A 25,312-nucleotide genomic window follows, 5' to 3' on the forward strand; every position below is an offset into this window, starting at 1 on the left:
CCAATACCAGCAGCAACAACACCCTGACCCCACGACGAATAACTCGCCAACTGTCCACTGGCATCAATCGCAGACACGCCTACAGTCCCAGACCACCGAGCGTAGGACGCATCATTCTCGTCCTTCGCATCATTACCCGCCGGCCCCACGATGATGACACCCTGGGCCATCGCCCGGGTAATCGCCCACTTCTGGTGCTTTGAATCCTTACTGTTGTCGGACCGCGAGATTGAAATGATCTGTGCCCCATCGTTGATTGCCATCTCAATGGCACCATATGGAGTACCTTTACGGCTGGACGTGTCCTGTTTACACTCGTCTGACTTCGTTGTTTGCTTTGTCGGTACTGAGTACGCAATAAGAGTGGCATCAGGGGCCACCCCATAGTTTTTGGACACCAGGATGGACGCGATGGCAGTCGCGTGAGTCTTCGAGGCATTGTCCTCTTTATACGCGCATGGAGTTTTGACCGTGATGTTAGTCCCCGCCAGCTCAGGAGCGCTGGTATCGACAGTGCCGTCGATCATCGCGATGGTCACGCCCTGACCCGTGTACCCCTTCGCACGCGCCTGATCCAGCTTGTAATACGAGACATAATCCTGCGTCGTAATCGTGTCATCAGCCCGAGCCGAAGACGGAGACACAGCCACAGCACCCGCGCTCAACGCAAGAGCACAGGCAGCGGTGATCAGGGCACGCGCAGACTTGTGAGAAGTGGTTACCACTGGCGCAGGTCCCATCCGTCGTCCTCACGCTTGACGGGAGTAATCGTGCGGTCCGTCCCATAGGTCTGAGACAAGGGATTGACATAACCGGCGGGCAGATCATCCTCATCATCATCCACCGTGAAAGCCACATACTTACGCTTGCGGCCCTTCTTATCATCCTTACCCATACCAGCACCCGCGCCAGCACCACCCATGAAGCCGCCACCAGCACCAGCACCTCCACGACCGGCAGCACCAGCCGCACCAGCCGCGCCACTACCACCGGCGCCGGTCGTGCCGGTCACGCCAGAGGCACCCGCACCGGACGCACCATTAGCACCAGCCACAGAGGCGGGGGGAGTGTAAGAACCAAAACCCGAACCCGAGTAGGACCCCACGCGCAGGTTCGAAGCGCCCATGGCGCCCGCCGAACCCGTCGTGCCGGTAATACCACGCAGACCGGCCGCACCCATGCCACCAGCAGAACCAGACGCGCCGCCAAAGCCCGAGCCCATGCGAGCCGCGCCGCCCAGGCCACCAAAACCTGAGCCCATGCGGGCCGCGCCGCGCATACCCAGTGCGCCCGCGCCCAGCACGCCAGCACCACCCAGACGACCAGCCGTCGCCGCGTCAGCGGCAGCGCTGCTGTTCAGGCGCCACAGGGGGTGACCGGAGTCCGCAGCGGGAGCGGGGGTGTGTCCGCCCACGACGCCGTTGCGATACGTCGTACCGTTAACCCGCGTGTGCAGCAGGTCAGTGTCCATGAGGTCCTGCGGGTCAGTGATCGGGTTCGTGCGCGATCCCAACTCACCGTACGGGAGCTCCTTGGTGGGGACAGTACCCGAGGCGATCACGCGGTTACGAGCCGCAGCAGCGTCGGCCTCGCTCCACCACGGCTTATCAAAGCCACCCGGATAACCCTCACCATTACGACCACCCGCACGACCAAAACCATTCTCCGGCGAATAACCACCGCCACCATAGCCGTGGCCGCCACCACCGGTATTACCGGTGCCACCGCCGCCGTGAGTGCCGTCGTCGCCGTCCCCGTGCTTATCCTTGTCCTTGGTGGGGTCTTCAAATCTATTGCCATCGTCAGGATCACCCATGTCACCGAGTTTCCCGTCAAGCTCGCCATTCAGCGTGTCAAGAATGCGCTTGCAGGCCTCCTCGCGTTGGGCGTTGTTCTGCGCCTCGACGCCCTCCACGTACGCTGCACCCGTCGTGAAGCGAACCGGTCCGACGGAAAAGCCGCCGCCGGGCTGGCTGGAGGGGACGGAGACGACGGGCAGATACCCCATCGCCGCGGTGACCGGATCCACCAGAGTGTCGGACACGTTTCCCGCCTCGTCGAGGGCCTTCGCCATGACCTCGCGGCCGCCCTGGTAGGTGTCATACTTCGCCTCGTAGCGGGCGCGGTAGCCCTCGATACGATCGATCGACTCGTTCACCCACTTCTCCATAGCCTTAGCGGCCTCCCCCTGGAAGCCGTGGCCGTCGCGGTAGGCCTTCAGGCGCTCGACGGCCTGATCGAAGCCCTTGATCGCCTTCTCGTGCTCGTCGTTCCACGCGTCGAGATTCTTGTTCTCCTCGGCGGCCTTCATGAATTCCTTGAGGCGCTGATAGTACGGAGACGAAACCATGAGTGATTCCTTTCTACCTGCCGCGGGGCGGACGCGGCTTTCGACCCACTCACCGTGGGGATTGTATGTACGGCATTCTGCGTGAACGGAGACTGCCCGTTGATTGTGGGAGGCGAAGACGCCAGCTGCTACGCCACGTCCTACAAGTACTTTTTCTTCTTCAGCTGCTCTTTGAGCGCTTCCGCTTCGTTGGATCCGGCGACCTTCCCCAGCATGTCGTTGACCTTGCTCAGGGACTGCTCGTTGTCCCACTCCGCGTTCTCGGCCTCTTTCATGGTCTCGCGCATGTTGGTATCGAAGGTCGAGATCAGATCGTTCTCCTTGCGCAGGATATCGGAGATCTCCTCGAACATGTCGGTCACGGATTCCCGGAAGGTCGAGGGGCCGCTCTCGTCACCCCATGCGGAGCGCGTCTGGGCCGCGCCCTGGGCGTAGGACGCATCCGCCGTACTGCTCACCGCCTCGGAGCTCTCCGGAACGTTGGAGGCCGCAGCTTCCTGAGCCGACTGGTCGTAGCCGTAGTCCGTAGACCCTGACATGCTGATCTCCTTGCACTGATGGGATGGTGAGGCGCCTGCGCGCGCGGGATGCTTGTTACTTGACGGTGAAGCGGCGGACCAGGGGCTGGTCGGTAATCTCGGGATTATCGATCTTGAGGGTCCACACGTAGACGAGGTTGGAGCCGCTGCCTTCGATATCGATCGTCCAGGACGAGTAGTACTCGCAGCCCTGATCGACGCACAGGTCGTAGCTATCCTGCCCCAGGCGCCAGTAGTCGGCGGCCGACATCATCCCGTAGACGCGGTCGTCCTTGTTGACCACGACGGTGCCCTTGGGGTCCAGCTTGAACTTTTGCAGGCCGATGACGGCGGGCTCGGAGCCGATGAGATCCCGGCCGACCATGTTGTTCAGCGCGTTGGCCTTCTCGAGGATCTTGCTCTTCTCAGAGTCGGAGGCGGAGCTCATCTGGCTGATGAGGTCCTGCTTGATGCCTTCGGGGATGTTCTTCATCGAACCAATGTCCGAGGAGTTGGAGCCTCCGCCACCGGGCAGGGTGATACAGCCGGTGAGACCAACGGCTGCCAGCAGCAGGGACGAGGCCGCTGCGAGCGTGCGGCGGGACGCGAGAGGGGACATGGTTTTTCTCCTACTTTCAGACTGGTCAATCATAAGCGAGGTGCGGGCGTCCGTGTCAACAATTGATCACACCTGGAGGGCGGGTGGTGGCGTCACCGGCGCCCACCGTGGATTTATAACCCACAGTTAAAATTGGATGATCATTCGATGCCGGGGCGAGCCGCGAGGCACCACGATGCCGCATCACGAGGTGTGCCGCATCACGAGGTGCGCCGCGCGACGCGGAAACCCTGCTTGGCGTAGACGGTCTCGTAGCTGTGGCCCGGGTGGGCGCTACTCCCCCATGACTCGGCGTCGACCTGCACGCCGCCCCACGCGTAGGAGCGCGTGTCAATGACGACATACTCCGGAGGGGTATCCATCTGCCCGGTCGTGCCCACCCAGTAGACGTCGCGCCCGGGCACGAGTCGCGCGAGCAGCGTCGTGTCCGTCTCGACGCTCGCCCCCTCGGGCACCGCGTCGAGCGCACCTTGGGCCGCCGCCATGCGCGGATCCTCCGTGAGCGAGGGCAGCTTCCACAGAGGCAGGGACGAGGCCGTGAGCACCAGCGACACAGCGGGCACGCACGCGGCGACCCACGCGGCCACGCGCCACCCCCGCCTCGGCGATGCAAAAGCCCCCTGGTCGGCGCGGAGGTCACGCAGCGCGTCCTCTCCCACCGCCTCCGCGAGCGCCGAGGCAGCCGCCGACCGAGAGGGACGCTCCGGCGCGAGCCACTGGTTCATGACGTCGAGCAGAGAGCACGCAGCGATGGGCACGAGGACCGCGTTGTAGTGCCAGGAGTCCCAGCCGTAGTAGGCCTCGACGGAGCCCGCGAAGCGCCACGCGAGCGTCGGGAGGACCAGCGCGAACCAGGGCGAGGCGCTGCCCACGACGCCGGCCCCCGCGAGAAGAACGAGGAGCGTCACAAGCTTGACAGAGGGGGTCGTCAGGATGTCCCACAGGGAGGGGATGGCGCGCGCGGCGGTGGTTCCCGCAGTCGGCGTGCCCGCCCCGGTCGCGGCCCCATCGAGCGAATAGGCCCACGTGCCCGCCGGGTTCATCGCCGGAAGGAGCACCTTCACCGTCACCACGAACGCGACAATGCCGAACAGGGCGTACGCGAGCGAACGCAGCACGCCGGAGCGTCCCTCACCCCGCCGCCGCCACGCGAGAGCGAGGCCCGCGACGAATATCGTCAGCCCCAAATCCTCCTTGACAAGGACGAGGGGCGCCAGCCACGCCATGCACGCGCCCCAGCGCCGCTCGACGAAGGCGACGCCTCCGAACGCCAACAGCGGGACGGCCAGGCAGACCTCGTGAAACTGAGCGGCGACCGCACCCTGCAACCCCCACCCGAGCCCGTAGGCGAGCCCCACGAGGAGCGCGCCCCCTCGGCCGAGGAGACGCTGCGCGAGGCGCGCAATCGGCAGCACCGATACGGCGATCAACACATCCTGGACGACCAGGAGCGTCAGCGCGGAAGGAAAAAGACGAAAGATCGGCCCCAGCAAGGCCAGAAGCGGGTGGAAGTGATCGCCCAACAGGTTATAGCCCGGACCCTTAATGGGAACGATCGGCGCCTCGAAGCGCGAGTACGCCTGAACCGCCTCGGTGAAGATGCCCAGGTCCCAGGAGGGGGCGACGAGCGCACGCCACTGCGCCACCGAGTAGCAGACATAGAGCGCACCGACGGCGCAGGCGATGACGGTGGGTAGCCACCAGGTCGCGACCACGCGACCGACGGCTAATCGATCCGGGCCCTTCACCCGACCATCTCCGCAGGCCGCGCGGCGGGAGAGTCACCGGCCTCCGCCTCGTCGCGAGCCGAGGCCGGCGCCGGGTAGGGCACGCCGATCCCCTGCTCATGGTCGGCGCGGCGCTTCGAACGCGCGTCGGAGTGGAACAGCTGGCCGACCGTTGCGCGCACGGCGTCGAACATGCGCGCCGGGCGGTTGAGCGAGCCCAGCGAGCGGTCCGCGCCCGAGTGCGTGAAGTTGCAGGGCACCTCCATGACGGACAGCCCCGCGCGCAGCACGCTGATGGTCATCGCAGCCTCGAGCACGTAACGGCCCGCGAAAGGCATGGCGGCGTCGATGGCCTCACGCGTCAGGCAGCGCTGATAGCTGAGGGGGTAGTGGCAGTTCCACCCGGTCTTACGGCGGATGAGGCGGCGCGCCATGCCCGGCCCATAGCCGGAATACTCGCGCCCCGTCGCGGGGACGGCGATCGCCATGTCGGCCTGGCGGGCGAACACGGCCTCGACGAGGGCGGTGGCCTCGACCGCGGACTCCCCCAGATCGGGAGAGAGAAGCAGGATGTGGCGGGGCGGGCCGTCGGGGCGGTCGCGCATGGCGGCGACCTTCACGCCGGTTTCGATAGCCGAGGCGCGCCCGCGCTCGACGGAGTGACGCACGACGACGGCGCCCGCGGCTCGCGCGGCACGTCCGGTGTCGTCCGTGGACCCATCGTCGACGACAATGAGGAGGTCAACGCTGGGTATGGCGCGGCACGCGCGCACGGTGGCCGCAACGGCGCGACCGACGTTGTGTGCGGCGATGACTGCAGCGACGCGCTGCGGGTGGGAACCTCGTGATCCTGCGGGATAGTTCACGACTAACAGTCTACGGGCGGCGGGGCGCATGTGCGCTCCACCGCCCGTAATGTGAGCGACAAGCCGATCTAAACGGCAGGTAAAATTGTGCTCAGCGGATCGTTACGGCTCGGGAGACGAGGCCCTGGCGTGCGCGGCGCTCCTTGTCGTCCAGGCGCTCGGTGACCGTCAGGGCCTCCGCGAGTGCCTTGGCAAGGGCCTGCGTGCCGGGCGCAACGTCGGAGGCGCTGGCACCCTCGGGCAGCTCGAAGACCGGGACGATCAGGCCGCACGCGCGGAAGGAACCCACGTAGCGCGACCCCTCACCGACGTTGGCCTCGCCGCGCGCAGCCAGGCGGGCGAGCGCGTCGAAGAGCTTGGCCTCGTCGTTGTCCGTCAGGAAACGCACGAAGTTACGGTTCATCTCGCACCAGTACGCACCGGGGACGCCGGGCACGGGCTCGGTCGGGATGATCTCGTCGCGGTTCTGCTCGAGGGCGCGACGCGTCTGGTCGTCGATCTCCTCGGCCGGGTCGAACCAGAAGGAGAAGTCCTCCTCGAGCTTCATGTCCGTGAAGCTGTCGAGGTCGAGGATGTCCTGGAGACGCTCGGACGGCTCGCGCACGTCGATCGAGATGACGCCCTCGTCGCCCGCTTCCTTCGCGGCGATGGCCGCGAGCAGCGCGGCGCCCGCGTCGTGGCTCAGGTCCGCGGAGTTCGAGCGGGTCTGCAGCGCAACGAGGATGCGGCCGTCGGGGCGCACCATCGCGGGGTGCCCCTCGGGCAGGAGAGTAACAAAGTCGAATTCGACGGCGCCGTGGTCGGCGTCGGTGCGTGCGGTCAGCGTGGCCGCCGGGATGAGCTCGCGCATGGCGACCAACTCGATCTCCTTCGGCAGACCCTCGTAGGGGCGCGCGACGAAGGGAATCGGCGGGCGATACGCCTTGAGCTTGGCGGGATCGGTGACCTTCTTACGGCGGCTAGCTTTACCCATGGGAGTAATCGTAGCGGGTTTCCCACAAACGACGAGGCGCAGGCTGGGCGAGCCGGTCCGCTCACGTCGCCCCACCCTCCCCTCACTTGGCCCCTCCCCCCTAAATGTCGCATGCAATTTGGTTCCCCTACCTTTTATTAGGTATCGAGAATTGCCCGGAATTCCAACGATCTGATTTCAATGTTTGAAATAGGTCGAGGGGAATTGCATGCGACATTTTTGGGTAAACATGTGTCCGGGCAGCACCTGGGCAGCGTTAGGGCAGCGTTCGGGCAGCATCTGGCAGCGCGGGGCGCGGGAACTCGGGCGCGGGGCGCCTCGTCAGCGGTCCCGCGCCTCGTCAGCGGCCCCGGGCGATGACCTCCACGCCGGGCAGAGACGCGCGGTAGGCATCGAGGAAGCGCTCGTAGCCGGCCACGCCCTCGGCGGTGGGTTCGAGGGTGGAGACCGAGGCGCCGGCGAAGACGCGCTCGGAGAGGTAGTCCGGCAGGGCGGGCACGGCCTCGTCCCCAGCGACGACCGCACGGTAGCGCGCGAGGACCGCGATGCCCCACGCTCCACCCTCGCCCGCGGTGTCACCGACGGACACGGGGATGTTCAGCGAGTCGGCGAGGATCTGCTGGGCGACGCCGGGCGTCTTAAAGAGGCCGCCGTGCGCAAACAACGAGTCGAGGCGCACGCCCTCGGCGCTCAGGATGTCGACGCCGATGCGCACGGCCGCGAAAATGCTCATGAGCTGGGCGCGCACCGCGTTCGCCAGGGTCACGCGCGCGTCGGCCGTGTGCGTGAATACCGGCTGCGCGGCCTCCTGGCCGACGAGCGGCTCGGCCGACAGCGTGTTGTAGGCCATGACGCCGCCCGCGTCGGCCTCGCCCGTGAGCGCGTGGTTGTAGAGCGCGTCGTAGATCGCCGAGACACTCACGTCGGCGCCGACGAGGCGCGCAAAGTCCGCGAACCAGCCCACCCACGCGTCGATCTCGGATGCGCCGTTGTTCGAGTGAACCATCGCCACGGGTGATCCATCGGGCGTGGTCACCATGTCGATCTCGGTGTGCAGCTCGGTGAGGGAGCGCTCGAGGACAGCCATGAGGAACACCGAGGTACCGCACGAGATGTTGCCGGTGCGCTGCGCGATCGCGTTCGTGGCAATCATGCCGGTGCCCGCGTCACCCTCCGGCGGACACATCGCGATCCCGGGCTCGAGCGTCCCGGTCGGGTCGATGACCGCGGCACCCTCGGGGGTGAGCGCGCCCGCGTCCTCACCCGCGCTCAGCACGGTCGGCAGCACGTCGCGCAGGCGCCACGGGACCCGGCCGGCGAGCAGGGCCTCGTACTGATCGAGGTAGGACTCCACGTACGTGCCCGTCGTCGAATCAATCGGGAACATGCCCGAGGCGTCGCCGATACCGAGGACGTGGTGGCCCGTCAGCTGGTGATGGACCCAGCCGGCCAGGGTCGTCAGGCGGGCGACGCGCGGGGCGTGCTCCTCGGAGTCGAGGACCGCCTGGTGCAGGTGGGCGATCGACCAGCGCAGGGGGATATTGAACCCGAAGAGGCGGGTGAGTTCGTCGGCCGCGCGGCCCGTGTTCGTGTTGCGCCACGTGCGGAAGGGAGCGAGCAGATTATCGTCGGCGTCGAAGGCGAGGTAGCCGTGCATCATGCCCGAGATTCCGATCGAGCCGTAAGACGTCGGGGTGACGTCGTAGCGCTCGCGCACGTCGGCGACCAGGGACGCGTAGGCGCTCTGCAAACCGGCGACGACCTCGTCGAGGCTGTAGGACCACAGGCCTCCCTCCAGGTGATTCTCCCAGCCGTGGCCGCCGGTGGCGATCACCTCGTGGTCGGGGCCGATGAGGACGGCCTTGATGCGGGTCGAACCGAATTCGATGCCGAGCGCAGTGTCGGCGGCGGCGATGGCGGCGCGGGGGTCAGTGCTCACGGATGCTCCTTGGGTCTTCATTGACGAGGCGGGGGCCGGGAATGCGTTAACGGTAACACTTTCGCGCACGCACCGACGGGGACGTACGACCGTTTATCGGACACTCTGCACGATATTTACAGATTTATGCCTTGTTGACAGCGTTGCTATCCCATCAGCCTGATGCTCCCACCCACCCATCTCCCTCACCAATAAGCCCTTCCAACTGCCGCCTCAGGGGAGTAGACTACGCGTAGTCACATTTGAGGAGGACACATGTCTACCGCACGGGTTGCACGCTCCGTCAAACTCGATCCCGAGATCGACGCCCGCCTCACGGCCCTCGCCCAGCGGACCGGCCGAACGAAGTCGTTCTACATGAATCGCGCCATCGAGTCAGCACTCGAAGAGATCGAGCTGGCCTACTCACTGCAGGCGGAACTTGAGGACATTCGCGCCGGACGAGTCGCATCGGTGAGCCTCGACGAGGCGGTGAAGACCCTTGGCCTGGAGGGCTGAGCTGTCACCGCGCGCGCTGAAACAGCTCAGCAAGCTCGACAAGCCGACCGCGAGACGCATCATCGACTACCTCCGCGAGACCGCGAGCGGCGAAGATCCCCGCTCACGCGGGAAGGGACTGACCGGCAACCTTTCAGGCTTTTGGCGATACCGTGTTGGCAACTATCGAATCATTGCGTCCATCGAAGATGATGAGCTATTGATCCTCGCCATCAATATCGATCACCGGTCACGCATCTACCGCTGACCTACTGAGCACCGAAACCCTCGATGAAGAGCTCTCGGGCGCGGTCGATCGCAGCGAGCTCCTTGTCCGTCAGGGGCTTCGTAGCGCTGCGCTCGATGAAGGTCAGGACAACGGAAGCGTAGACGTCGGCGGCGAGCGGCAGCACCTCGTCATCCACGCGACCACGCGCCCAATCGGTAAATACCGAACAGCACGTGCGATAAAGCTGCTCGTGCAGGTCACCATCGCCGCCCACGCGGATAGCGAGCAGGGTCGTCAGGGCGTGGCCGTTGCGCGCGTAGACATCGGCAAGGTGGCGGGCGACGGCGCGGGCGTCGCGCCCCTCGCCGAACCACAGGCCCTCGAGCGCCGGGGTGATCTCGTCGAGGAGGAAGGACACAACCTCCGCGAGCAGCGCGTCCTTGTCGGTGTAGTGATCGTAGAAGGTCGTGCGCGACACCATCGACGCGGCACAAATGTCGGTGACGCTCACGTGCGCGTACGGCTTGGCCTGACACGCCTTGACAAGGCCGGAGCGGATCGCCCGACGCGTCTTGCGAATGCGCAGGTCCAGGTTCTTCTCTGCCTCGCGCCCGTGCTTTTCCGTGCCCCGCAGGAACATGTCTCTCCGATCAATTTTCCACTATCAATGCGCTTATCCTACGTATAGCGGTCGCCCCGTCCGGTATCCAACACTCCGTTTGTTATTGTTCAGTCCACCGCACCCGGGCAGCGGATACGGTCGAGACATGTTCACCGAATACACCGGCAATCGCCAATTCGACCTGCAGCTCAACCGGACCTTCGCAACGATCCTCGACCGTGCGGGTATGGAGACGATCGCAGCCACCACACTCCCCCGCCTGCGAACGACGAGCCAGATCACGAAGCTCGCCCAAGGCCTCGCCGAGCGCTTCTCCTCCGAGGGCGACGCGGATGCCGCGTGGCACCTCTACGAGCTCGCGGCCTTCTACCTCGGTGCGGACGACCCGCGCAAGCGGCGCTTCATCGACGCCATGTCGGCCTCCTTCGACGAGGCCCACCGAGGCCTCGCACTCACCCGTCACGCAGTGCCCTATCGTGGCGGGGAGCTGACCGCGATGCGCTGGGAGGCGGACCCGACGGACCGTGCGCAGGCCTCGGCAGGTACCCCAACCACGCTCATCATGATGAACGGTTTCGACGGATACGCGGAGGAGATCATCGACTTCGCGTCCCACTTCCCCACCCGCCCATTCGACATCATCGCCTTCGATGGTCCAGGCCAGGGGCACACGGTCCTGGCGGGCATGCCGCTCGAGCCACAGTGGGAGCGCCCAACGAACACGGTGTTGGACTACTTCGGCATCGAGAGCGCCGCGGCGCTCGGCGTGTCCTTCGGCGGGTATCTCGTCACGCGGGCGGCCGCCCACTGCCCGCGCATCAGCCACGTCATCGCCTTCGACATGATGTACCGGCTCCTTGACGGCCTGACGGTGCCACTGCCTCGTCCCCTGCGCCCCATCGCGGACGCGGTCGTCGCGAACCCGAGGCCCGCGTGGCTCATCGACGCCGCGCTGAGGACTGCCTCACGGCTCAGCGCGGACCTGTCGTGGAAACTGCAGCAGGCCTCGCATCTGACCGGGCTGAGCAGGCCGAGCGAAGTCCTGCGGGCGTTTGACGACTACACGATGGAACCCCTCGAAGGCCGGATCACTCAGCCGTGCCTTGTGTTTGCTGGCGACGCGGACCAGTACGTGCCCTTCGAGCGCCTGGGCGACGTGCGCCGAGCCTTGGAAAACTCGGCGTCCCTGGACGTGCGCGCATTCCGCCACGCGCAGGACCCGGACATGGCGCAGCACTGCCAGATCGGGGACCTTGACCGCGCCTTCGCGATGATGGGCGACTGGCTCAGCGGGCAGCACCAATGAAATCACTCCGCAATTCAATTAGGGTATGAGCACTTCATTTTCGATAACTTTTATCGAAATCGGATCGATGATGTAGCATATCCCTATGCATCTCCTACGATTCACGTTTGAGAACCATCGGTCGTTCCGCGATGAGGCCACCCTCGACCTGACACGGCCCACACTCAAGACGCTCCGCCCCTCCAAGGGCACAGAGTGGACCGACCACATCCACCACGTTGACGGCATCTACGGCGCAAACGCTTCCGGCAAGACTAACGTTCTCGATGCGCTCCATTACATGCTTGGAGTCATCGGCTCCTCGGCAACATCGTGGCTCGATGAGCCACAGTTCCCTCGAGCCCCCTTTGCGCTTATCCCGGAACAGATGACAGCTCCCGCTACCTTTGAACTCGAGTTCATCTACTCCGGGCAACGGTACGACTATCGCTTTGCGACGGACAGTGACGGCATCACCGAAGAGTCACTGCATGTCGTGAGTACTCGATGGAAAGAAGTGTACTCCCGCAACACTGACGGGCGTGTGAAGGGCCTGAAGGGGATCACTCGAGTTGCGAGACGCGAACTCGCACTTTCCCGCGCCGCCCAGTTCAACCATGCATCAGTAACGCCAATCTGGGAAGCTCTCATGCGTGGATTCGACCTTTATCACGTCGGAGACGGGGAAGTTAACGCACGCATTGATCGCATCGCTCGACAACTGAAAGAACGGAGTTTAAACCTCAGCGCCCTCGTTACCCTCGCGCAAATCGCAGACACAGGCATCACGCATGTCGAGGTGGAGGAACACGCAATTCCCCCGCGGTTCGCCCAGCTAGTCGCCCAGATGCTGGCGCCTGCCTCCGACGACAGTCAGGAACAGGCTAGTGATAGCTCGTCAGACGAAGTAGAAGACATCAGCAACTACATTGCACGCAACCTCCTATTTCGGCACGGAGAAAGCAGCGGAAGACTCAGAAGCTCCGATGAATCAACCGGCACCATGGCATGGCTCGCACTCGGGACAGCTGTCGTTAATGCCCTACGAAAAGGCTGTGTACTTGTTGTTGACGAACTTGGTTCAAGCCTTCACCCTCAACTTTCCCGCCTCATCATCGACTGGTTCGATGACCCTGAGGTAAACACAACAGGCGCACAGCTCATCTTCACCAGCCACGATATGACCCTGCTCGATGCGGGCCGTGGCAGCAGAGCCAAGCGCGAGCAAGTGTGGTTTGTTGAGAAGGGCAGCAACGGAGCAAGCGAGCTCTTTAACCTTGATGACTTCACACTCCAGAAGGGCAGCAATATCGTCAAACAATACCTGGAGGGGCAGTTCGGAGGCGTGCCTTACACAGCGCCCTCCCTGATTCACAACCTACTGAACAGAAACACCGAGGAAATACGGTGAGACCTCATGGGACGGCCCGGTACACGCAAAACACGTAATCCTAAGAATGTGAAGATCCGCTACGCAGTATTTACCGAAGGTCTCGTCACCGAACGGCAGTACCTGGAGCTTCTATACCAACAGATTCGCCCTAAGCACGCGACAATCAAAATTCACGCCATCGGCGGATAACCGTCACGAGTGCTCAAGGAATGCAATAAAGCACTGCGAAAAGACGATTTCGACCATGCAATCCTTATCGTCGATGTTGACCAACACCAGAGACTCGATGAAGTATTGACTAGTTGCAGAAATTCATCTGAAGTTGACGCTATCGTCTCCAACCCTTGCTTTGAGCTCTGGCTCCTCTGGCACACACAAAATCAAACGGGGTACATCGAATCACGGGGTTGCGTCAATCTTGCTCACCGCGCCAAAGTGACGGACGAGAAGGCTCTCACTACCCAGTTCCCTCACGCCAACTACGAAGCAGCCATAGAACGGGCGCGCAAAGCGTGGCCAGGCCTTACCCCCAACGAAAAAGGACCCAATCCTTCCTCTGCTATGCCATGGTTCATCGATCTGCTGGTATCTCCCCCGAAGGAGAAGTAGCTCAGCGGGCAGTGACCCCGCAGCGACGCATGATCGCGTGCATGACGGCGGCGGCGCCGTCGTTTTCGACGGCGGCCGTCACATGATCGGCGTGGGAGCGCACCTCGTCGGAGGCGCCCCCCATGGCGACACCGAAGGCCGCCCATTCGATCATCGCAATGTCGTTCGTACCGTCCCCGACGGCGACGGTCCCCGCCGCGGGAACGCCCAGTCGCGCCCGCAGGGACTCCAGCCCGGTCGCCTTGGTCACGCCAAGGGGCTCGATGTCCGCCCACGACGTCCAGCCGACGAACACCTCGTGCGTGCGCGACACGTCGAGGGACGACAAAATCCGATCGAACTCCTCGCGATCCACGTCGGCGGCGCGCACGACGATCTTCGGGGTCGGCGTGGAGGCCAGCTCCTCCATCGACACGATGCGATGCTCGGTGCCCTCGATCTCATTGTTCGGGAACGGGGCGGAGAGCAGAATGTCGGGGTGCGGCATCGACGCGAACACGGCACCCGGAATGGCAGAGGCAATCTCCTCCAGGCACGCCCCCGGAACGAAGGTGCGCTCCTCGACGATTTCGCACTTCCCGCCGTTCACGCGCACGAGCGTCGCGCCGTTATTACACAGCGCCCACCCGTCCGTGAAGTCGAGGGCCCCCAGGACCGGGATGACGCCCTCGAGCGCACGCCCCGACGCGATGAGCACGTGGGCGCCCGCGGCGGCGAGGCCGTGGATCCCCTCGAGCACACGCGGCGTCGCCCCCGCGGGGGTCAGGATCGTGCCATCGATGTCGAGCGCGACCAGCACCTGGCCCGCCGACGTCGGAAAGTCGGCGGGCAGGGCGGCCGAGGCCTCGTCGAGGAGAACCTCGAAGGGGCGAGCGACTTCCCCGGTGGAGGGGACCGTCAGGAAGCGCTCTTGGCTCATCGAGCGACCGGGGTCAGGACCTCGAGTCCACCCAGGTAGGGGCGCAGGGCCTCGGGCACGTAGATCGAGCCGTCCGCCTGCTGGTGGTTCTCGAGGAAGGCGACGATCCAGCGGGTCGTGGCCAGCGTGCCGTTGAGCGTGGCGACCGCAGCCATGCCATCCTCGCGGCGCTCGCGAATGCCGAGGCGGCGCGCCTGGAACGTCGTGCAGTTCGAGGTCGAGGTGACCTCCATGTAGCGCTCCTGGGTGGGCAGCCAGGCCTCGCAGTCGAACTTGCGGGCGGCCGAGGTGCCCAGGTCGCCGGCGGCCGTGTCGATGACGCGGTAGGGCAGCTCGACCTTGGCCAGCATCTCCTCTTCCCACGCGAGGAAACGCTGGTGCTCCTCGGCGGCGTCCTCGGGGCGGCAGTAGCTGAACATCTCAGCCTTGTTGAACTGGTGGACGCGGATGATGCCGCGCGTGTCCTTGCCCGCAGAGCCGGCCTCGCGGCGGTAGCAGGTGGACCAGCCCATGTAGCGCTTGGGGCCGGCGCTCAGGTCGAGGATCTCGTCGGCGTGGTAGCCGGCGAGGGCCACCTCGGAGGTGCCCGTCAGGTACAGGTCGTCGGCGGGCAGGTAGTAGATCTCGTCGGAGTGCTCGTTGAGGAAGCCGGTGCCGCCCATGATCTGCGGGGTGACCAGCGTCGGGGTCATCATCGGCACGAAGCCGTTGGCGAGCGCCTGATCCATCGCCATCGTCATAATGGCCAGCTCGAGGCGGGCGCCGATGCCCTTGAGGTAGTAGAAGCGGGCGCCGGAGACCTTCGCGCCGCGCTTGGTGTCGATCGCGTCCAGGCCCTCGCCAAGCGCGAGGTGATCCTGGGGCTCAAAGCCTTCGGCCACGAAGTCGCGGGGAGCGGGTCCCTCGTGGCGCAGGACCACGAAGTCGTCCTCACCGCCGACGGGCACACCGTCGAGAACGAGGTTCGGCAGGAGGCGGGCGAGGCGGTCGGCCTCGGCGTCGGCGGCGTTCGCGGCGGCCTCGGCGGCCTTCACCTGCTCGGCGAGTTCCTTGGCCTTGGCCAGGATCGCCGGGCGCTCCTCCTTGGAGGCGCGACCCACGGACTTAGAGACCTCTTTCTGGGTGGCTCGCAGCGTCTCGAAGGCCTGGAGGGCCTCGCGACGGGCGGCGTCGGCCTCGATGATTTCATCGACGAGGCCGGGGTTGGCTCCGCGGGCGCGCTGGGAGGCGCGGGCGGGTTCGGGGTTTTCACGCAGGGCACGCACATCAATCATGCGTCCCATCCTATGCCAGGTGGCATCCCGTGTCCCATATCGGGCCAGCTATGAATTCAACACACCAGGTCAGGGTTATGCACAAACCACATGCCTGATATCCTCAAAACCCTGAAAGTTATCCACCTTTGGTGCATAACCGTGTGGACAAGATGATGCTAGGCGCACACCAGGCAGGCGCTTATGACACGAAGTACAACGAAAAGCCACTTAACAGTCCGTCCACAGGGCACCCGCAGGCTACGCTTGTGGATATGGACGCAACACCCTGGGTACTCGCCGCGGTCGCCGGAGCCGGAGCGATCGGAGTCGCGCGCCTAGCAACCGCCCTCAGCCGTCGGCGCCGCCGCCGCCAAGCCCTCGAAGTCCCCGCCTCCGTGGACGACCCCACACGCGGACGGCCGCGTCCCTGGATCATCATGAACCCCTCCAAGCACGAGGATCCCCAGGCCTTCAAAGACCGCATCAACCGCAAGGCCAAGGAACTGGGCATCGACCACGTGCACTGGCGCGAAACCACCCGCGAGGACCCAGGCACCGGCCAGGCCGTGCGCGCCCTTGAGGAGGGTGCCACCGTCGTCATCGCCGCCGGCGGAGACGGAACCGTCCGCGCCGTCGCGGCCGGCATGGCCGGATCCGGCGTACGCATGGGCATCATCCCCGTGGGCACGGGCAACGTCCTGGCCGGCAACCTGTCCATCCCCGACAATCCCGCGCAGGCCCTCGCCGTCGCACTCGACCGCAACCACCGCGCCGTCGACCTGGCATGGGTACGCGTCGAAGACACCACGCAGGAATCCGATCAGCCCGCCGAAGGCGGCCTCCGCCTCGCCGCGCACGCCGCGCTGCACCCCGAGGACACTCTTCAGGACGAGGCTGCCCCGGCCTCGTCGAACGAGCCGCGCGCGGACGAGTACGCGTGCCTCGTCGTCGCGGGGATGGGCTACGACGGCGAAACGATGGCCGACACGGATCCCGAGCTGAAGAAGCGCATCGGGTGGATCGCCTACGTGTGGGCGGGCCTGGGAGCGATGGGCGCCCCGCGCATGAAGGCGCGCCTGACCCTGCGCTCCCCCGCCGCGGCCGCTCCGGACCCCCTCGGGATCGGCGACCAGATCTCCGGTTCCATCGTCCACGAGGCCGGGGACGTCGCAGACGAGGTCACCAAGATCGAGGCGCGTTCCGTCATGTTCGCCAACGCCGGCGAGATGAAGATGCTCATCCTGGCGCCCGACGCGAACCTGTCGGACGGCCTCATCGACGTGATCGCCGTCGACGCACAGGCTGGCCTGCTCGGATGGGCGGACGTGACCTGGAAGATGCTCGGTCAGCTGATCGGGCTTCGCCCCGTGAACCTGCCCGTCGCGACGGGCACGGTCGCCTTCCGCCAAGCGAAGGGCGCATCAGTGACGAGCAAGGAAGCCCAGGTGTGCCAGGTGGACGGGGACGCAATCGGCGTCGCCCGCACCATGCACGTTCGCATGCAGGCGGGCGCCCTCGACATCGCCGTTCCCGCCGAGCGCACGTGGATGGAGCTGCTGCCCAGCTGAGCCCGCTTCCTTACGCGATGCGCGCCGCGCACGAGCTTGTTACCAAGTAGCAGTGCACTACTGAGCGCAGCGTTGCACTACTTGGCATGGCATTCCACTAGATAGGAAGCAGTGCAATGCCCCCACAACTAGTGCATTGCTGCTGCATCTAGTGCAGCGCTGCAGGATCTGCGCCCTTTGGACGCCGGCAGGAGGTATGCCGGCGATAAATTCCACGACGACGCTTGTGACCGATGAGGTGTTACACCCGATCGGGAAGATTCAACCCCTTCTGATCGGGTGGAATCTTCCCGATCAGGTTGAATCTCCCCAAAACGGGTTGAATCCCGACGATGGGACGCTAGATTTCTCGTTGTACCTCGACCAGGTATCTAGTGACGCCTCGATGCGGAGCCTCGAGGCTAAGGCTCGCACATCTCCAACACCAACCCACTGCACATCTCCACGATCTGCCTTGTTTCTCAGTGGTGTTACACCACTTAACGGGGTATTACACCAGCTCGGAGGTGGTGTAATACTCCCTAACTGGTGTAATACTCCCTAAGTGGTGCAGACCTGCCCGATACAGCTCGGTTGACAGTTCGTTGGAGCGGCAGATGCTGTGACCCGGCTTATCCCTCAGCACTGCAGACCTGCCGGGGCGGCACCTATTGGATCCGCGCGGCAACCCGAGCGTCAGGCCAGCGGCCAGGACGGCGCGCTGCCCGCAGCCTCGCCCGTGCCATCCCCGCCGTGCAGCAGGTCCGCGACCCACGCGCGGCCCGCGCGGAAGGCCTCGTCCGTGGTGCCCGGAGCCACCGCCGCGCGCACACCATCAACGCGCGGGTAGGACCCCATGAAGCGAACCTCCGGCGAATAGCGGTGCAGGCCAACGAGGGCCGCCTGGACGCGCTCCTCGCGGATGTGGCCGACGATGTCGATGCTGAACGTGTAGTTGCCGAGGCCGTCGCCGCTCGGGCGCGACTCGATGCGCGACAGGTCGACGCCACGCGCCGAGAACTGCTCGAGGAGGGTCAGCAGCGCGCCCGACTCGTTGACGGGCAGGGCCACCTGGATGGTCGTCTTATCCGCGCCGGTCGGCGGAGGCACCACGCCGGGGCGGGCCACCAGGACGAAGCGGGTGATCGCACCCGGGTTGTCGGCGACGTCGGTGAACAGGGCCTCCAGGCCGTAGGTGTTGACCGAGACCGCGTTGCACAGGGCAGCATCGAAGGAGGCATCGCCGTCCGAGAGCAGCTCGGCGGCGGCGGCCGTCGACGTGGCGGGCACGTGAATCGCGCCGGGGAACGTCTCTTCGACCCAGCCGCGGCACTGCGCCCACGCGTGCGGGTGGGTACCAATGCGGCGAATATCCTCGGCGCGCGTGCCCGGCAGGACGGCCAGCTGGAAGACGACATGCACGTGCATCTCGGCAACAATGACGAGGGGATCGCCGTGCGAGAGGGAATCCAGCGTCGCGTTGACGCCGCCCTCGATGGAGTTTTCGATCGGGACGACGGCGCGGTCGGCCTCGCCGCGACGCACGGCCGCGAGCGCCTGCGGGGCGCTCGTCATCGGCATGAGGACCGCGCCGGCGGGAGCAACCTGGTGGACGGCCTGTTCGGTAAACGTGCCGAAGGGGCCGAGGAAGGCGATACGAAGCTTGTCACCGAGGGGCGCGGGGCCGGGAATGTTCGTCGTCATGGTGTCAAGGGTAACGAGAGCATCGCGCGCGGCGCCGCCTCGTTTCAGCGCCGGGGGCGCATTGTGGCCAATCGCGCGGGATTCGAGGGGCGCGCGGGCATCGTGCGAGCACGCCCCGGGGACAAGCACGCCCCGGGAACGAGCACGCCCCCGAGCAAACGTCACCGTCTCAGTTGCCGCTCCCGGGGACACCGGTCGCGAAGGCCTCGCGTCCGCCGCCCGGCGTGATGTCGCCGCACGCGGTGATCTTCCACAGCTTCGCGGTGCCGCCCGCGTCGACAAGCTCAAACCCGCTGGACGTGTCGACGCCGTAGAGACCCGGGTTACGGGTGGAGCGCATGAAGTTGTAGTAGGCGCCGTCTTCTTCCTCGTAGAAGTGCGTGATGCCGAGCTTGCGCACGACCTCGCAGACCTCGGGGTCGGTCGCGATGTCGTGGAAGCGCTGGGTGAGGACTTTCTGCGAGGCGCCGTCCGCGTTGACTGTGCTCAGCTGCGGGAAGACGGCCTTGCGTCCGCCGAGCATCTCGGAGTAGGCGGCACCCGCGATCGGGTCGCCGAGGATGAGAGCGTTGGGCGCGGTCGTGTACTTCATGCGGCGCGCCATGGCGAGTTCGCCGGTGGTGGCCATGCCGGGCTTGCCCAGGTGCGCGGGGTCGTACACGTAGGCGACCGCGGTATTGCGGGCGTCGATCGCTCCGAAGCCGGATAGGACGAGGATGAGGAGGCCGACGCCCACCTGGATCGGCCAGCGCGGCGCTTCGATCTCGTCGTCGACGCCGCGTTCGGCGAGGATGCGCTGCAGGGACCTGGTCCACGCGGCGTGCAGAGCGTGGATGATCGCAGCGGCGCCGACGGCCATGAGGACCGTCAGCGCAATGTCTTCGACGCCCATGATGCGGCGGGCGTCCTTGTACCAGGGGGCCAGCAGGTACGTGCGCAGCGCCGAGTTGGGCGCGTACGCGAGGCCGGTCAGGCCCGCGAGGATCAGGTAGGAGACGAGCGGCCAGCACGGCAGGGGCAGCGCCTCTTCCTCGTCGGACGAGGCCGGGGCCCCCTCGTCCGCGCCCGTCTCCTGCGTGAGTCCGGCCTGTTCGGCGGCGCGCTCGAGGGGGTCGGGGCGGCGCCAGAGCGTGTGCAGGCGGGCGGTCGCGGCGATGCCGGCGATGAGGAGGAGCAGCTGGATGAGGGTCCAGTAGGTGGTGCTGGGCGTGCTCGTGAAGGGCGGGTAGGGCAGGAACGCGTGGGCGAAGGCCTCGCCCCAGCCGTTTCCGTTGCGCGGGTATTTGCCCATCGCCTGGATCTTCGACGACGACAGCGCAAGGAGCGGGGCCGCGACGACGCCGAGCGCGAGGGCACCCCACGCGAGGGCGGCGAGCTGGCCTCGGCCATCGCGCTCGTAGGCCCGGCGGGCGAAGGAGAGAATCGACGCCAGGAGCGGGGCGATGAGGAGGGCGAGGAGGGAGAAGGCGGCGCTCGGGTGGGCGCCGACGAGGCCGAGGGCGCCGATCAGCAGGAAAACACCCTGGGGGATGCGGCGCATGAACGCGCGTACCCCGTCTCCGGCGCGCAGATCCGTGGTAAAGCGTCGACCGACGACGATCGCGGCCGCGGCGAGCCCGGGAACCAGCGCGGTGCCGGTCGAGTTGGGCCACTGGTTGTACATGGTGAGCGCGTCGGCCGGCATGTTGAGCAGCATGCCGCCGATGACCGGCGCGGCGAGGAGAGCGCTGCGCGAGGCGGTGAGCACCGAGACGAGCGCTGCCAGGCCGATCACCCACACGGCCATGAGTGCCAGCGAGGAGACGTTGGCGGTCTGGACAACCGAGTCGTAGCGCGCAAAAAGCGCGACGAAAGCGTGCCAGCCCGTGGGGTAGTAGACGCTCCTGCCGCCGTAGAGCTCGTGGAGGCCACCGAAGGGGCTCGCATCCTTTCCGTACAGGATCGCGTGCACGCCGTTCTGGTGGAACGTCGGGTCCCACTGCTGGACGGGGTTGGCCGGGTCCGCGCCCGCAAGAAGCGGCCACGCGGCCACGAGGAAGCCGACGAGGATCGCTCCCCACGTGGAGGCGCGGACCGCAGCCTGCGCGCCGCCGATGGGAACGCGTACGCCGATGGCCTCGCGCAGGGGAACTCCCCGCAGTGAGAAACCGCCGTTACTGCGGTGGAAGAAGCTCAATGCCCACGCGGCGGCGCCACCGATGGCGCTCAGGCCGAGGACTGGCAGGGCGGTGGAGGGTTCCCACTCAATGTCGAGGGCCGGGTAGGCCGCTGACAGGGCCGTGACGAGGCCGAAGGTGAACGCGGGTGCCGCACCGATCGCGACGAGCGACGAGCGCCCCCCGGCCCGCAGCCACATGAAGCCCGGCAGCACCAGGGCGACCATCATGGCCAGCAGGGTCGGAAGCAGCATCCACCAGGCCAGCACGGCTTACTCCTCCTCGGATGCGGCGCGGCGCTTACCGATCATCTCGATGATGACGGGCAGGACCGACGCGAGGATGATGACGCCGAGGATGAGCGTCAGGTTGTCGTGCACGAAGGGAACGTTGCCCAGGAGCGCACCCACGAGGATGAAGCCCGCGCCCCAGATGACAGAACCGAGCGTGTTGAAGACCAGGAACTTCGCGTAGGGGTAGCGGGCCATGCCCGCGGCGATCGGGATGAACGTGCGCACGAAGGGAATAAAACGGCCGATGACCAGCGAGCGGCCTCCGTAGTTCGTGAAGTAGTGCTCCGCCTTCTCCAGGTGCTCCGTCTTGAGGATGCGGGCGTCCGGCTTGAAGAAGCGCCGTCCCCACTTGGCGCCCAGGAAGTAGCCGATTTGCGCGCCGATGAAAGCTGCGACGACGACGAGGAGGATCAGGGTCGGCAGGTGCAGGCCGAGGCGGTCGTGGAGCAGGCCCGCGGTGAACAACAGGGACTCACCGGGCAGGACCGGGAACAGGACACCGGACTCGATGAGGACGATGAGCATCGTTCCCCACAGCACCCACGGCCCCATGGCAACGAGCAGGGTCTCGGGATTTTTAAACCACTCGATAACGGTGTGCAGCATCGACGGATCTGATGCGGTCACGAGTGTCGACCAGGTCACGATAGGGCCCTTTTCTGCCGGGAATGTATCACCCTAACCCTACCTTTGTTGACCGCGATTATAGGATAGGCAACATGAGGAAGCGCAAGGATTCACACGACGGCTCGCCGGTCGCTGACACAAACCTCCTCTTCGTCCCATCATCATCTGACGATTCCGCAGAGAACGGGGTCGACGCCCTCATGGGAATGATCGACGAGGCAGGGGCTCAGCCCGCGCCACCGCCACCCCCCGAGGTGCCCGCATCGGAGGCACGCACGGAGGTCATGGCGCCCGTCGTCGTGCCGAACGCGACCACCGCCCCGGTCACCATGCCCCCCAGCATTCCTCCCAGCCACGCAGATTCCGACCAGGGCACCCCGGCCTCGTCGATGATCGCCGACAGCGGCGTCACAGTGCCTCCCCCGCCCGCCACCACCGATTCCGATAGCGCCGCCGACACGCACGAGCCCGCCCCGGCCTCGTCCACGCCCGTAGCCACGGACACCACCAACACCACCAACACCGCGGATGCGCACGGCGCCGAGGAAGACGCAGCCACCCCCGCGAGCGCGTCCGAGGAGTCGGAGAAGACCCCCTCCCCAGCCACCGGCGAGATCGCGGCGAACCTGCCGGTGCGCCGCATGCGCCTGCCCCGCCCCGTCTACATCGCCGACCGCATCACGAGCGTGCGACGCCGCCGCGAGGACGCCGTCGACGTCGTCATCTCCCTCGTCGCGATTTTCTTCATCTGGACGATCGGCGCGCTCGCCAGCGCGACCACGCGCGGCGTCACCATGGACGTCCTCAGCTTCCAGCTGGTCCGCAAGATCCTCATCCTGCCGGTGAGCATCACCGAGGGCCTCATCATTTTGACCACGCCGATCCTCGTGATCGTCTCGCTCGCGCTGCGCAGACGCCTCCAGGCGATCATCCAGGTCCTGGCCACGAGCCTCGTGGCGGCAGTCGGCGGCTGGATCATCATCCTGCTGACGGGACTGCTCCCCTCGGAACTGACCGCGCCGCTGAGCGTGGACCGCGCGCTCGCCACCCAAGGCTCCCAAACCGGTATCGCGATTGCGATCAACCTGGTCATCGTCACCCTGTGCGCCCTGTTCACCTCCGCGGGCGAGGCCCAGTCGATGAAGGCCATTAAGTGGGGCTGGACCGGCCTGTGGATCATCCTCATCCTGGGCGTGCTGCGCTCCTCCATGACGCTGCCCGTCGCCTTCATCTCCGTCTTCCTGGGCCGCGCGTTCGGCTCGGGCTCGCGGTGGATCATGGGCTACGACGACCAGCGGGCCAAGGGCGCGAAACTCGTCGAGGCGCTCCTCGGCATCGGCATCACACCCTCGCGGATCGTGCGCACCGACCTCGACACCACCGAGGAACCCCTAGCGACCTGGGCCGTCGCCGAAGACTCGCGCGGCCACCTGACGCAGATGCCCGCCGACCTGGGCGACATGGGCGTCACGGTCACGCGCCACCCGGGCCAGGATCACTACCGCCACTACCAGGCGTGGAGCGACACGGGCCTCGCCTACGAGCTCATCGCCATGGATCCCGGCCAGGAACTGACCGGCACCCTCCTCGAAATGTGGAACAACCTGCGTCTGCGCGGTATCAGCCGGTGGGTCTCCCCCTCGCTCAAGGCGCAGGCCGAGCGCTCCTCGTTCACGACCCTGCAGGCGCTGCGTGCGGGCGTGTTCACGCAGGAGCCGATCGGGATCGCCTCGGCCTCCGACTCGATCATTCTGGTCATGTCCGCGCTGCCGCCGACGACGCCGCTGACGGAGCTCGGCGAGGCCGCGACGGACGAGGTCTTGGACCGCGCGTGGGAGCAGCTGCACTTCGCGCACGCGCGCGGCATTTCGCACCGCGCCCTCACTCCCGAGGCCGTGGTCGTCGACTCGTCCTCGGACGTGTGGCTCCTCGACTGGGATTCCGGCGAGGTTGCGACCACCGAGCTCAACCAGTCGATCGACATCGCGCAGATGCTGGTTCTCACGGCCCTGGCCGTGGGGCCGCAGCGCGCGCTCGAGGCCGGACGGCGCTGCGTCGGGGAGGAGACGCTGATCGCGTGCGCCCCCGTCATCCAGAAGCCTGTTCTTCCCGCATCCATCAACCAGCGCCTGCGCCGTTCCGACCTGCTCAGTGAGCTGCGCGCGGCCCTCGTGGGCGACTCCGAGGCGGAGACAGCGCCGACGGCTGACCTGCAGCGCTTCCGCCCGCGCACGATCTTCACGATCGCGGTGGCGTTCATCGCCGTCTTCATCGTCGTGGGCTCGCTGAACTTCAGCGACATCGTGACCACGGTCAAGAGCGCGAACCCGTGGTGGATGCTCGCTTCCGCGGTGCTCGCCTGCCTCATCTGGGTCGGGTCCGCGGTCCCGCTTGTTGCCCTGTCGCCTGAGAAGCTGAGCCTGCGAGAGACCCTCATCGCCCAGGTCGCGGCCTCGATCATTACGATCGTGGCCCCCGCCGGCGTGGGCCCCGCTGCCCTGAACCTGCGCTACCTGCGCAAGCGCCGCGTCCCCACCGCGATGGCGGTGACGACCGTGACCCTCATGCAGATCTCGCAGGCGCTCATCACGATCATCCTGCTGCTGCTCGTCATGGTGATCGCGGGTTCGTCGCTGTCCGTGTCGGTCCCCTACGGCACCATCCTGGGTGTCGTCGCGGTCGTCATGGTCGCGGTCGGCGTCATCGTCGCGGTGCCGAAGGTGCGCCGCTGGATCTGGTCGAAGATTCAGCCGACCTGGCAGCAGGTCTACCCGCGCCTCCTGTGGATCATCGGCCAGCCGCGTCGCCTCGCAGCGGTCGTGGGCGGCAACCTGCTGATGAACATCGGCTACGTGGGCGCGTTCTGGACGGCGCTGCTCGCCATGGGTGGTTCGCTGAACTTCTCCACGGTGTCGATCACCTACCTGACGGCGAACGCGGCCGGCTCGTTCATCCCGTCGCCGGGCGGTATCGGTACCGTCGAAACGGCGCTGACCTCGGGCCTGACGGTCGCGGGCATCTCCTCGTCGGTGGCGATCGCGACGGCCCTGCTCTACCGTCTCGTCACCTTCTACGGCCGCATCCCCTTCGGCTGGCTGGCCATGAAGTACATGGAAAAGAAGGACATGATCTAGGGCGCGGACAGACGCGCGCGGATCCGTCACACTATCCATTTACTTCAAATTAAGTCTCAATTTGAAGTA

At 65.9% G+C, this 25,312-nt stretch carries 21 protein-coding genes; 7 read left to right on the forward strand and 14 right to left on the reverse strand.

Annotated elements, in window-relative coordinates; translation table 11 throughout:
- The 8 genes from QP415_RS03895 to QP415_RS03930 all read right to left on the reverse strand — a co-directional run.
- The coding region (locus tag QP415_RS03895; protein ID WP_285098847.1) for a S8 family serine peptidase at positions 1 to 539 on the reverse strand (539 nt) is incomplete at its 3' end.
- A 179-nt stretch (positions 540 to 718) separates the two neighbouring features.
- On the reverse strand, positions 719 to 2,350 hold the full coding sequence (locus QP415_RS03900) for a hypothetical protein (RefSeq protein WP_285098849.1): 1,632 nt from the start codon (positions 2,348 to 2,350) through the stop codon (positions 719 to 721).
- A gap of 140 nt (positions 2,351 to 2,490) precedes the next feature.
- Positions 2,491 to 2,889: a hypothetical protein gene (locus tag QP415_RS03905; RefSeq protein WP_285098850.1), complete on the reverse strand. Its 399-nt coding sequence runs from the start codon at positions 2,887 to 2,889 to the stop codon at positions 2,491 to 2,493.
- A gap of 55 nt (positions 2,890 to 2,944) precedes the next feature.
- Complete coding sequence (locus QP415_RS03910; protein WP_285098852.1) at positions 2,945 to 3,487, reverse strand: hypothetical protein; 543 nt, start codon at positions 3,485 to 3,487, stop codon at positions 2,945 to 2,947.
- A gap of 200 nt (positions 3,488 to 3,687) precedes the next feature.
- A complete protein-coding gene (locus tag QP415_RS03915) occupies positions 3,688 to 5,235 on the reverse strand; it encodes a DUF2079 domain-containing protein (protein WP_285098853.1) in 1,548 nt (515 codons plus the stop codon).
- On the reverse strand, positions 5,232 to 6,080 hold the full coding sequence (locus QP415_RS03920; RefSeq protein ID WP_285098855.1) for a glycosyltransferase: 849 nt from the start codon (positions 6,078 to 6,080) through the stop codon (positions 5,232 to 5,234). Before QP415_RS03920 ends, QP415_RS03915 begins: the two co-directional genes overlap by 4 nt.
- Positions 6,081 to 6,171: 91 nt before the next feature.
- A complete protein-coding gene (locus QP415_RS03925) occupies positions 6,172 to 7,053 on the reverse strand; it encodes a DUF5926 family protein (protein ID WP_285098857.1) in 882 nt (293 codons plus the stop codon).
- Between the two features lie 340 nt (positions 7,054 to 7,393).
- Positions 7,394 to 8,992, reverse strand: a complete 1,599-nt coding sequence (locus QP415_RS03930; protein WP_285098859.1) for a xylulokinase — start codon at positions 8,990 to 8,992, stop codon at positions 7,394 to 7,396.
- Between the two features lie 255 nt (positions 8,993 to 9,247).
- Here QP415_RS03930 and relB point away from each other — a divergent pair, with 255 nt between their 5' ends.
- Complete coding sequence (gene relB, locus QP415_RS03935) at positions 9,248 to 9,490, forward strand: type II toxin-antitoxin system RelB family antitoxin (RefSeq protein WP_048677697.1); 243 nt, start codon at positions 9,248 to 9,250, stop codon at positions 9,488 to 9,490.
- Positions 9,474 to 9,737 carry a type II toxin-antitoxin system RelE family toxin gene (locus tag QP415_RS03940; protein WP_082157776.1) on the forward strand — a complete coding sequence of 88 codons (264 nt, stop codon included), beginning with the start codon at positions 9,474 to 9,476 and terminating at the stop codon, positions 9,735 to 9,737. The genes relB and QP415_RS03940 overlap by 17 nt, the downstream gene beginning before the upstream one ends.
- Position 9,738: 1 nt before the next feature.
- On the opposite strand, the gene QP415_RS03945 is transcribed toward QP415_RS03940, so the two are convergent.
- Complete coding sequence (locus QP415_RS03945; RefSeq protein WP_048677698.1) at positions 9,739 to 10,338, reverse strand: TetR/AcrR family transcriptional regulator; 600 nt, start codon at positions 10,336 to 10,338, stop codon at positions 9,739 to 9,741.
- Positions 10,339 to 10,465: 127 nt separating this feature from the next.
- Between QP415_RS03945 and QP415_RS03950 the strand changes: the two genes are divergently transcribed.
- The 3 genes from QP415_RS03950 to QP415_RS13750 all read left to right on the forward strand — a co-directional run bounded on the left by QP415_RS03950 (position 10,466) and on the right by QP415_RS13750 (position 13,607).
- The gene (locus QP415_RS03950; RefSeq protein ID WP_285098863.1) at positions 10,466 to 11,626 is read left to right on the forward strand and encodes an alpha/beta fold hydrolase; all 1,161 of its coding nucleotides are present in this window, start codon (positions 10,466 to 10,468) and stop codon (positions 11,624 to 11,626) included.
- A gap of 85 nt (positions 11,627 to 11,711) precedes the next feature.
- Positions 11,712 to 13,016, forward strand: a complete 1,305-nt coding sequence (locus QP415_RS03955; protein ID WP_285098865.1) for an AAA family ATPase — start codon at positions 11,712 to 11,714, stop codon at positions 13,014 to 13,016.
- A 180-nt stretch (positions 13,017 to 13,196) separates the two neighbouring features.
- Positions 13,197 to 13,607 carry an RloB family protein gene (locus QP415_RS13750; protein ID WP_442953463.1) on the forward strand — a complete coding sequence of 137 codons (411 nt, stop codon included), beginning with the start codon at positions 13,197 to 13,199 and terminating at the stop codon, positions 13,605 to 13,607.
- Between the two features lies 1 nt (position 13,608).
- Here QP415_RS13750 and QP415_RS03960 read toward each other — a convergent pair whose 3' ends face one another.
- A complete protein-coding gene (locus QP415_RS03960) occupies positions 13,609 to 14,526 on the reverse strand; it encodes an HAD-IIB family hydrolase (protein WP_285098866.1) in 918 nt (305 codons plus the stop codon).
- The gene (gene serS / locus QP415_RS03965) at positions 14,523 to 15,800 is read right to left on the reverse strand and encodes a serine--tRNA ligase (RefSeq protein ID WP_048677705.1); all 1,278 of its coding nucleotides are present in this window, start codon (positions 15,798 to 15,800) and stop codon (positions 14,523 to 14,525) included. The genes QP415_RS03960 and serS overlap by 4 nt, the downstream gene beginning before the upstream one ends.
- A 254-nt stretch (positions 15,801 to 16,054) precedes the next feature.
- Between serS and QP415_RS03970 the strand changes: the two genes are divergently transcribed.
- The gene (locus QP415_RS03970) at positions 16,055 to 17,350 is read left to right on the forward strand and encodes a diacylglycerol/lipid kinase family protein (protein WP_285098868.1); all 1,296 of its coding nucleotides are present in this window, start codon (positions 16,055 to 16,057) and stop codon (positions 17,348 to 17,350) included.
- Positions 17,351 to 18,025: 675 nt separating this feature from the next.
- Here the strand turns inward: QP415_RS03970 and pheA are convergent.
- From pheA to QP415_RS03985, 3 genes are all read right to left on the reverse strand, one after another.
- Complete coding sequence (gene pheA, locus QP415_RS03975) at positions 18,026 to 19,033, reverse strand: prephenate dehydratase (RefSeq protein WP_285098869.1); 1,008 nt, start codon at positions 19,031 to 19,033, stop codon at positions 18,026 to 18,028.
- Positions 19,034 to 19,202: 169 nt separating this feature from the next.
- A complete protein-coding gene (locus QP415_RS03980) occupies positions 19,203 to 21,458 on the reverse strand; it encodes a DUF6541 family protein (RefSeq protein ID WP_285098871.1) in 2,256 nt (751 codons plus the stop codon).
- A gap of 3 nt (positions 21,459 to 21,461) precedes the next feature.
- Positions 21,462 to 22,088 carry a DedA family protein gene (locus QP415_RS03985; protein ID WP_048677730.1) on the reverse strand — a complete coding sequence of 209 codons (627 nt, stop codon included), beginning with the start codon at positions 22,086 to 22,088 and terminating at the stop codon, positions 21,462 to 21,464.
- A gap of 113 nt (positions 22,089 to 22,201) precedes the next feature.
- Here QP415_RS03985 and QP415_RS03990 point away from each other — a divergent pair, with 113 nt between their 5' ends.
- Positions 22,202 to 25,243, forward strand: a complete 3,042-nt coding sequence (locus tag QP415_RS03990) for a flippase-like domain-containing protein (RefSeq protein ID WP_285098872.1) — start codon at positions 22,202 to 22,204, stop codon at positions 25,241 to 25,243.
- Positions 25,244 to 25,312: the final 69 nt, after the last annotated feature.

Origin of the sequence: Pauljensenia sp. UMB3104, assembly GCF_030217285.1 — a bacterium.
GTDB lineage: Bacteria > Actinomycetota > Actinomycetes > Actinomycetales > Actinomycetaceae > Pauljensenia.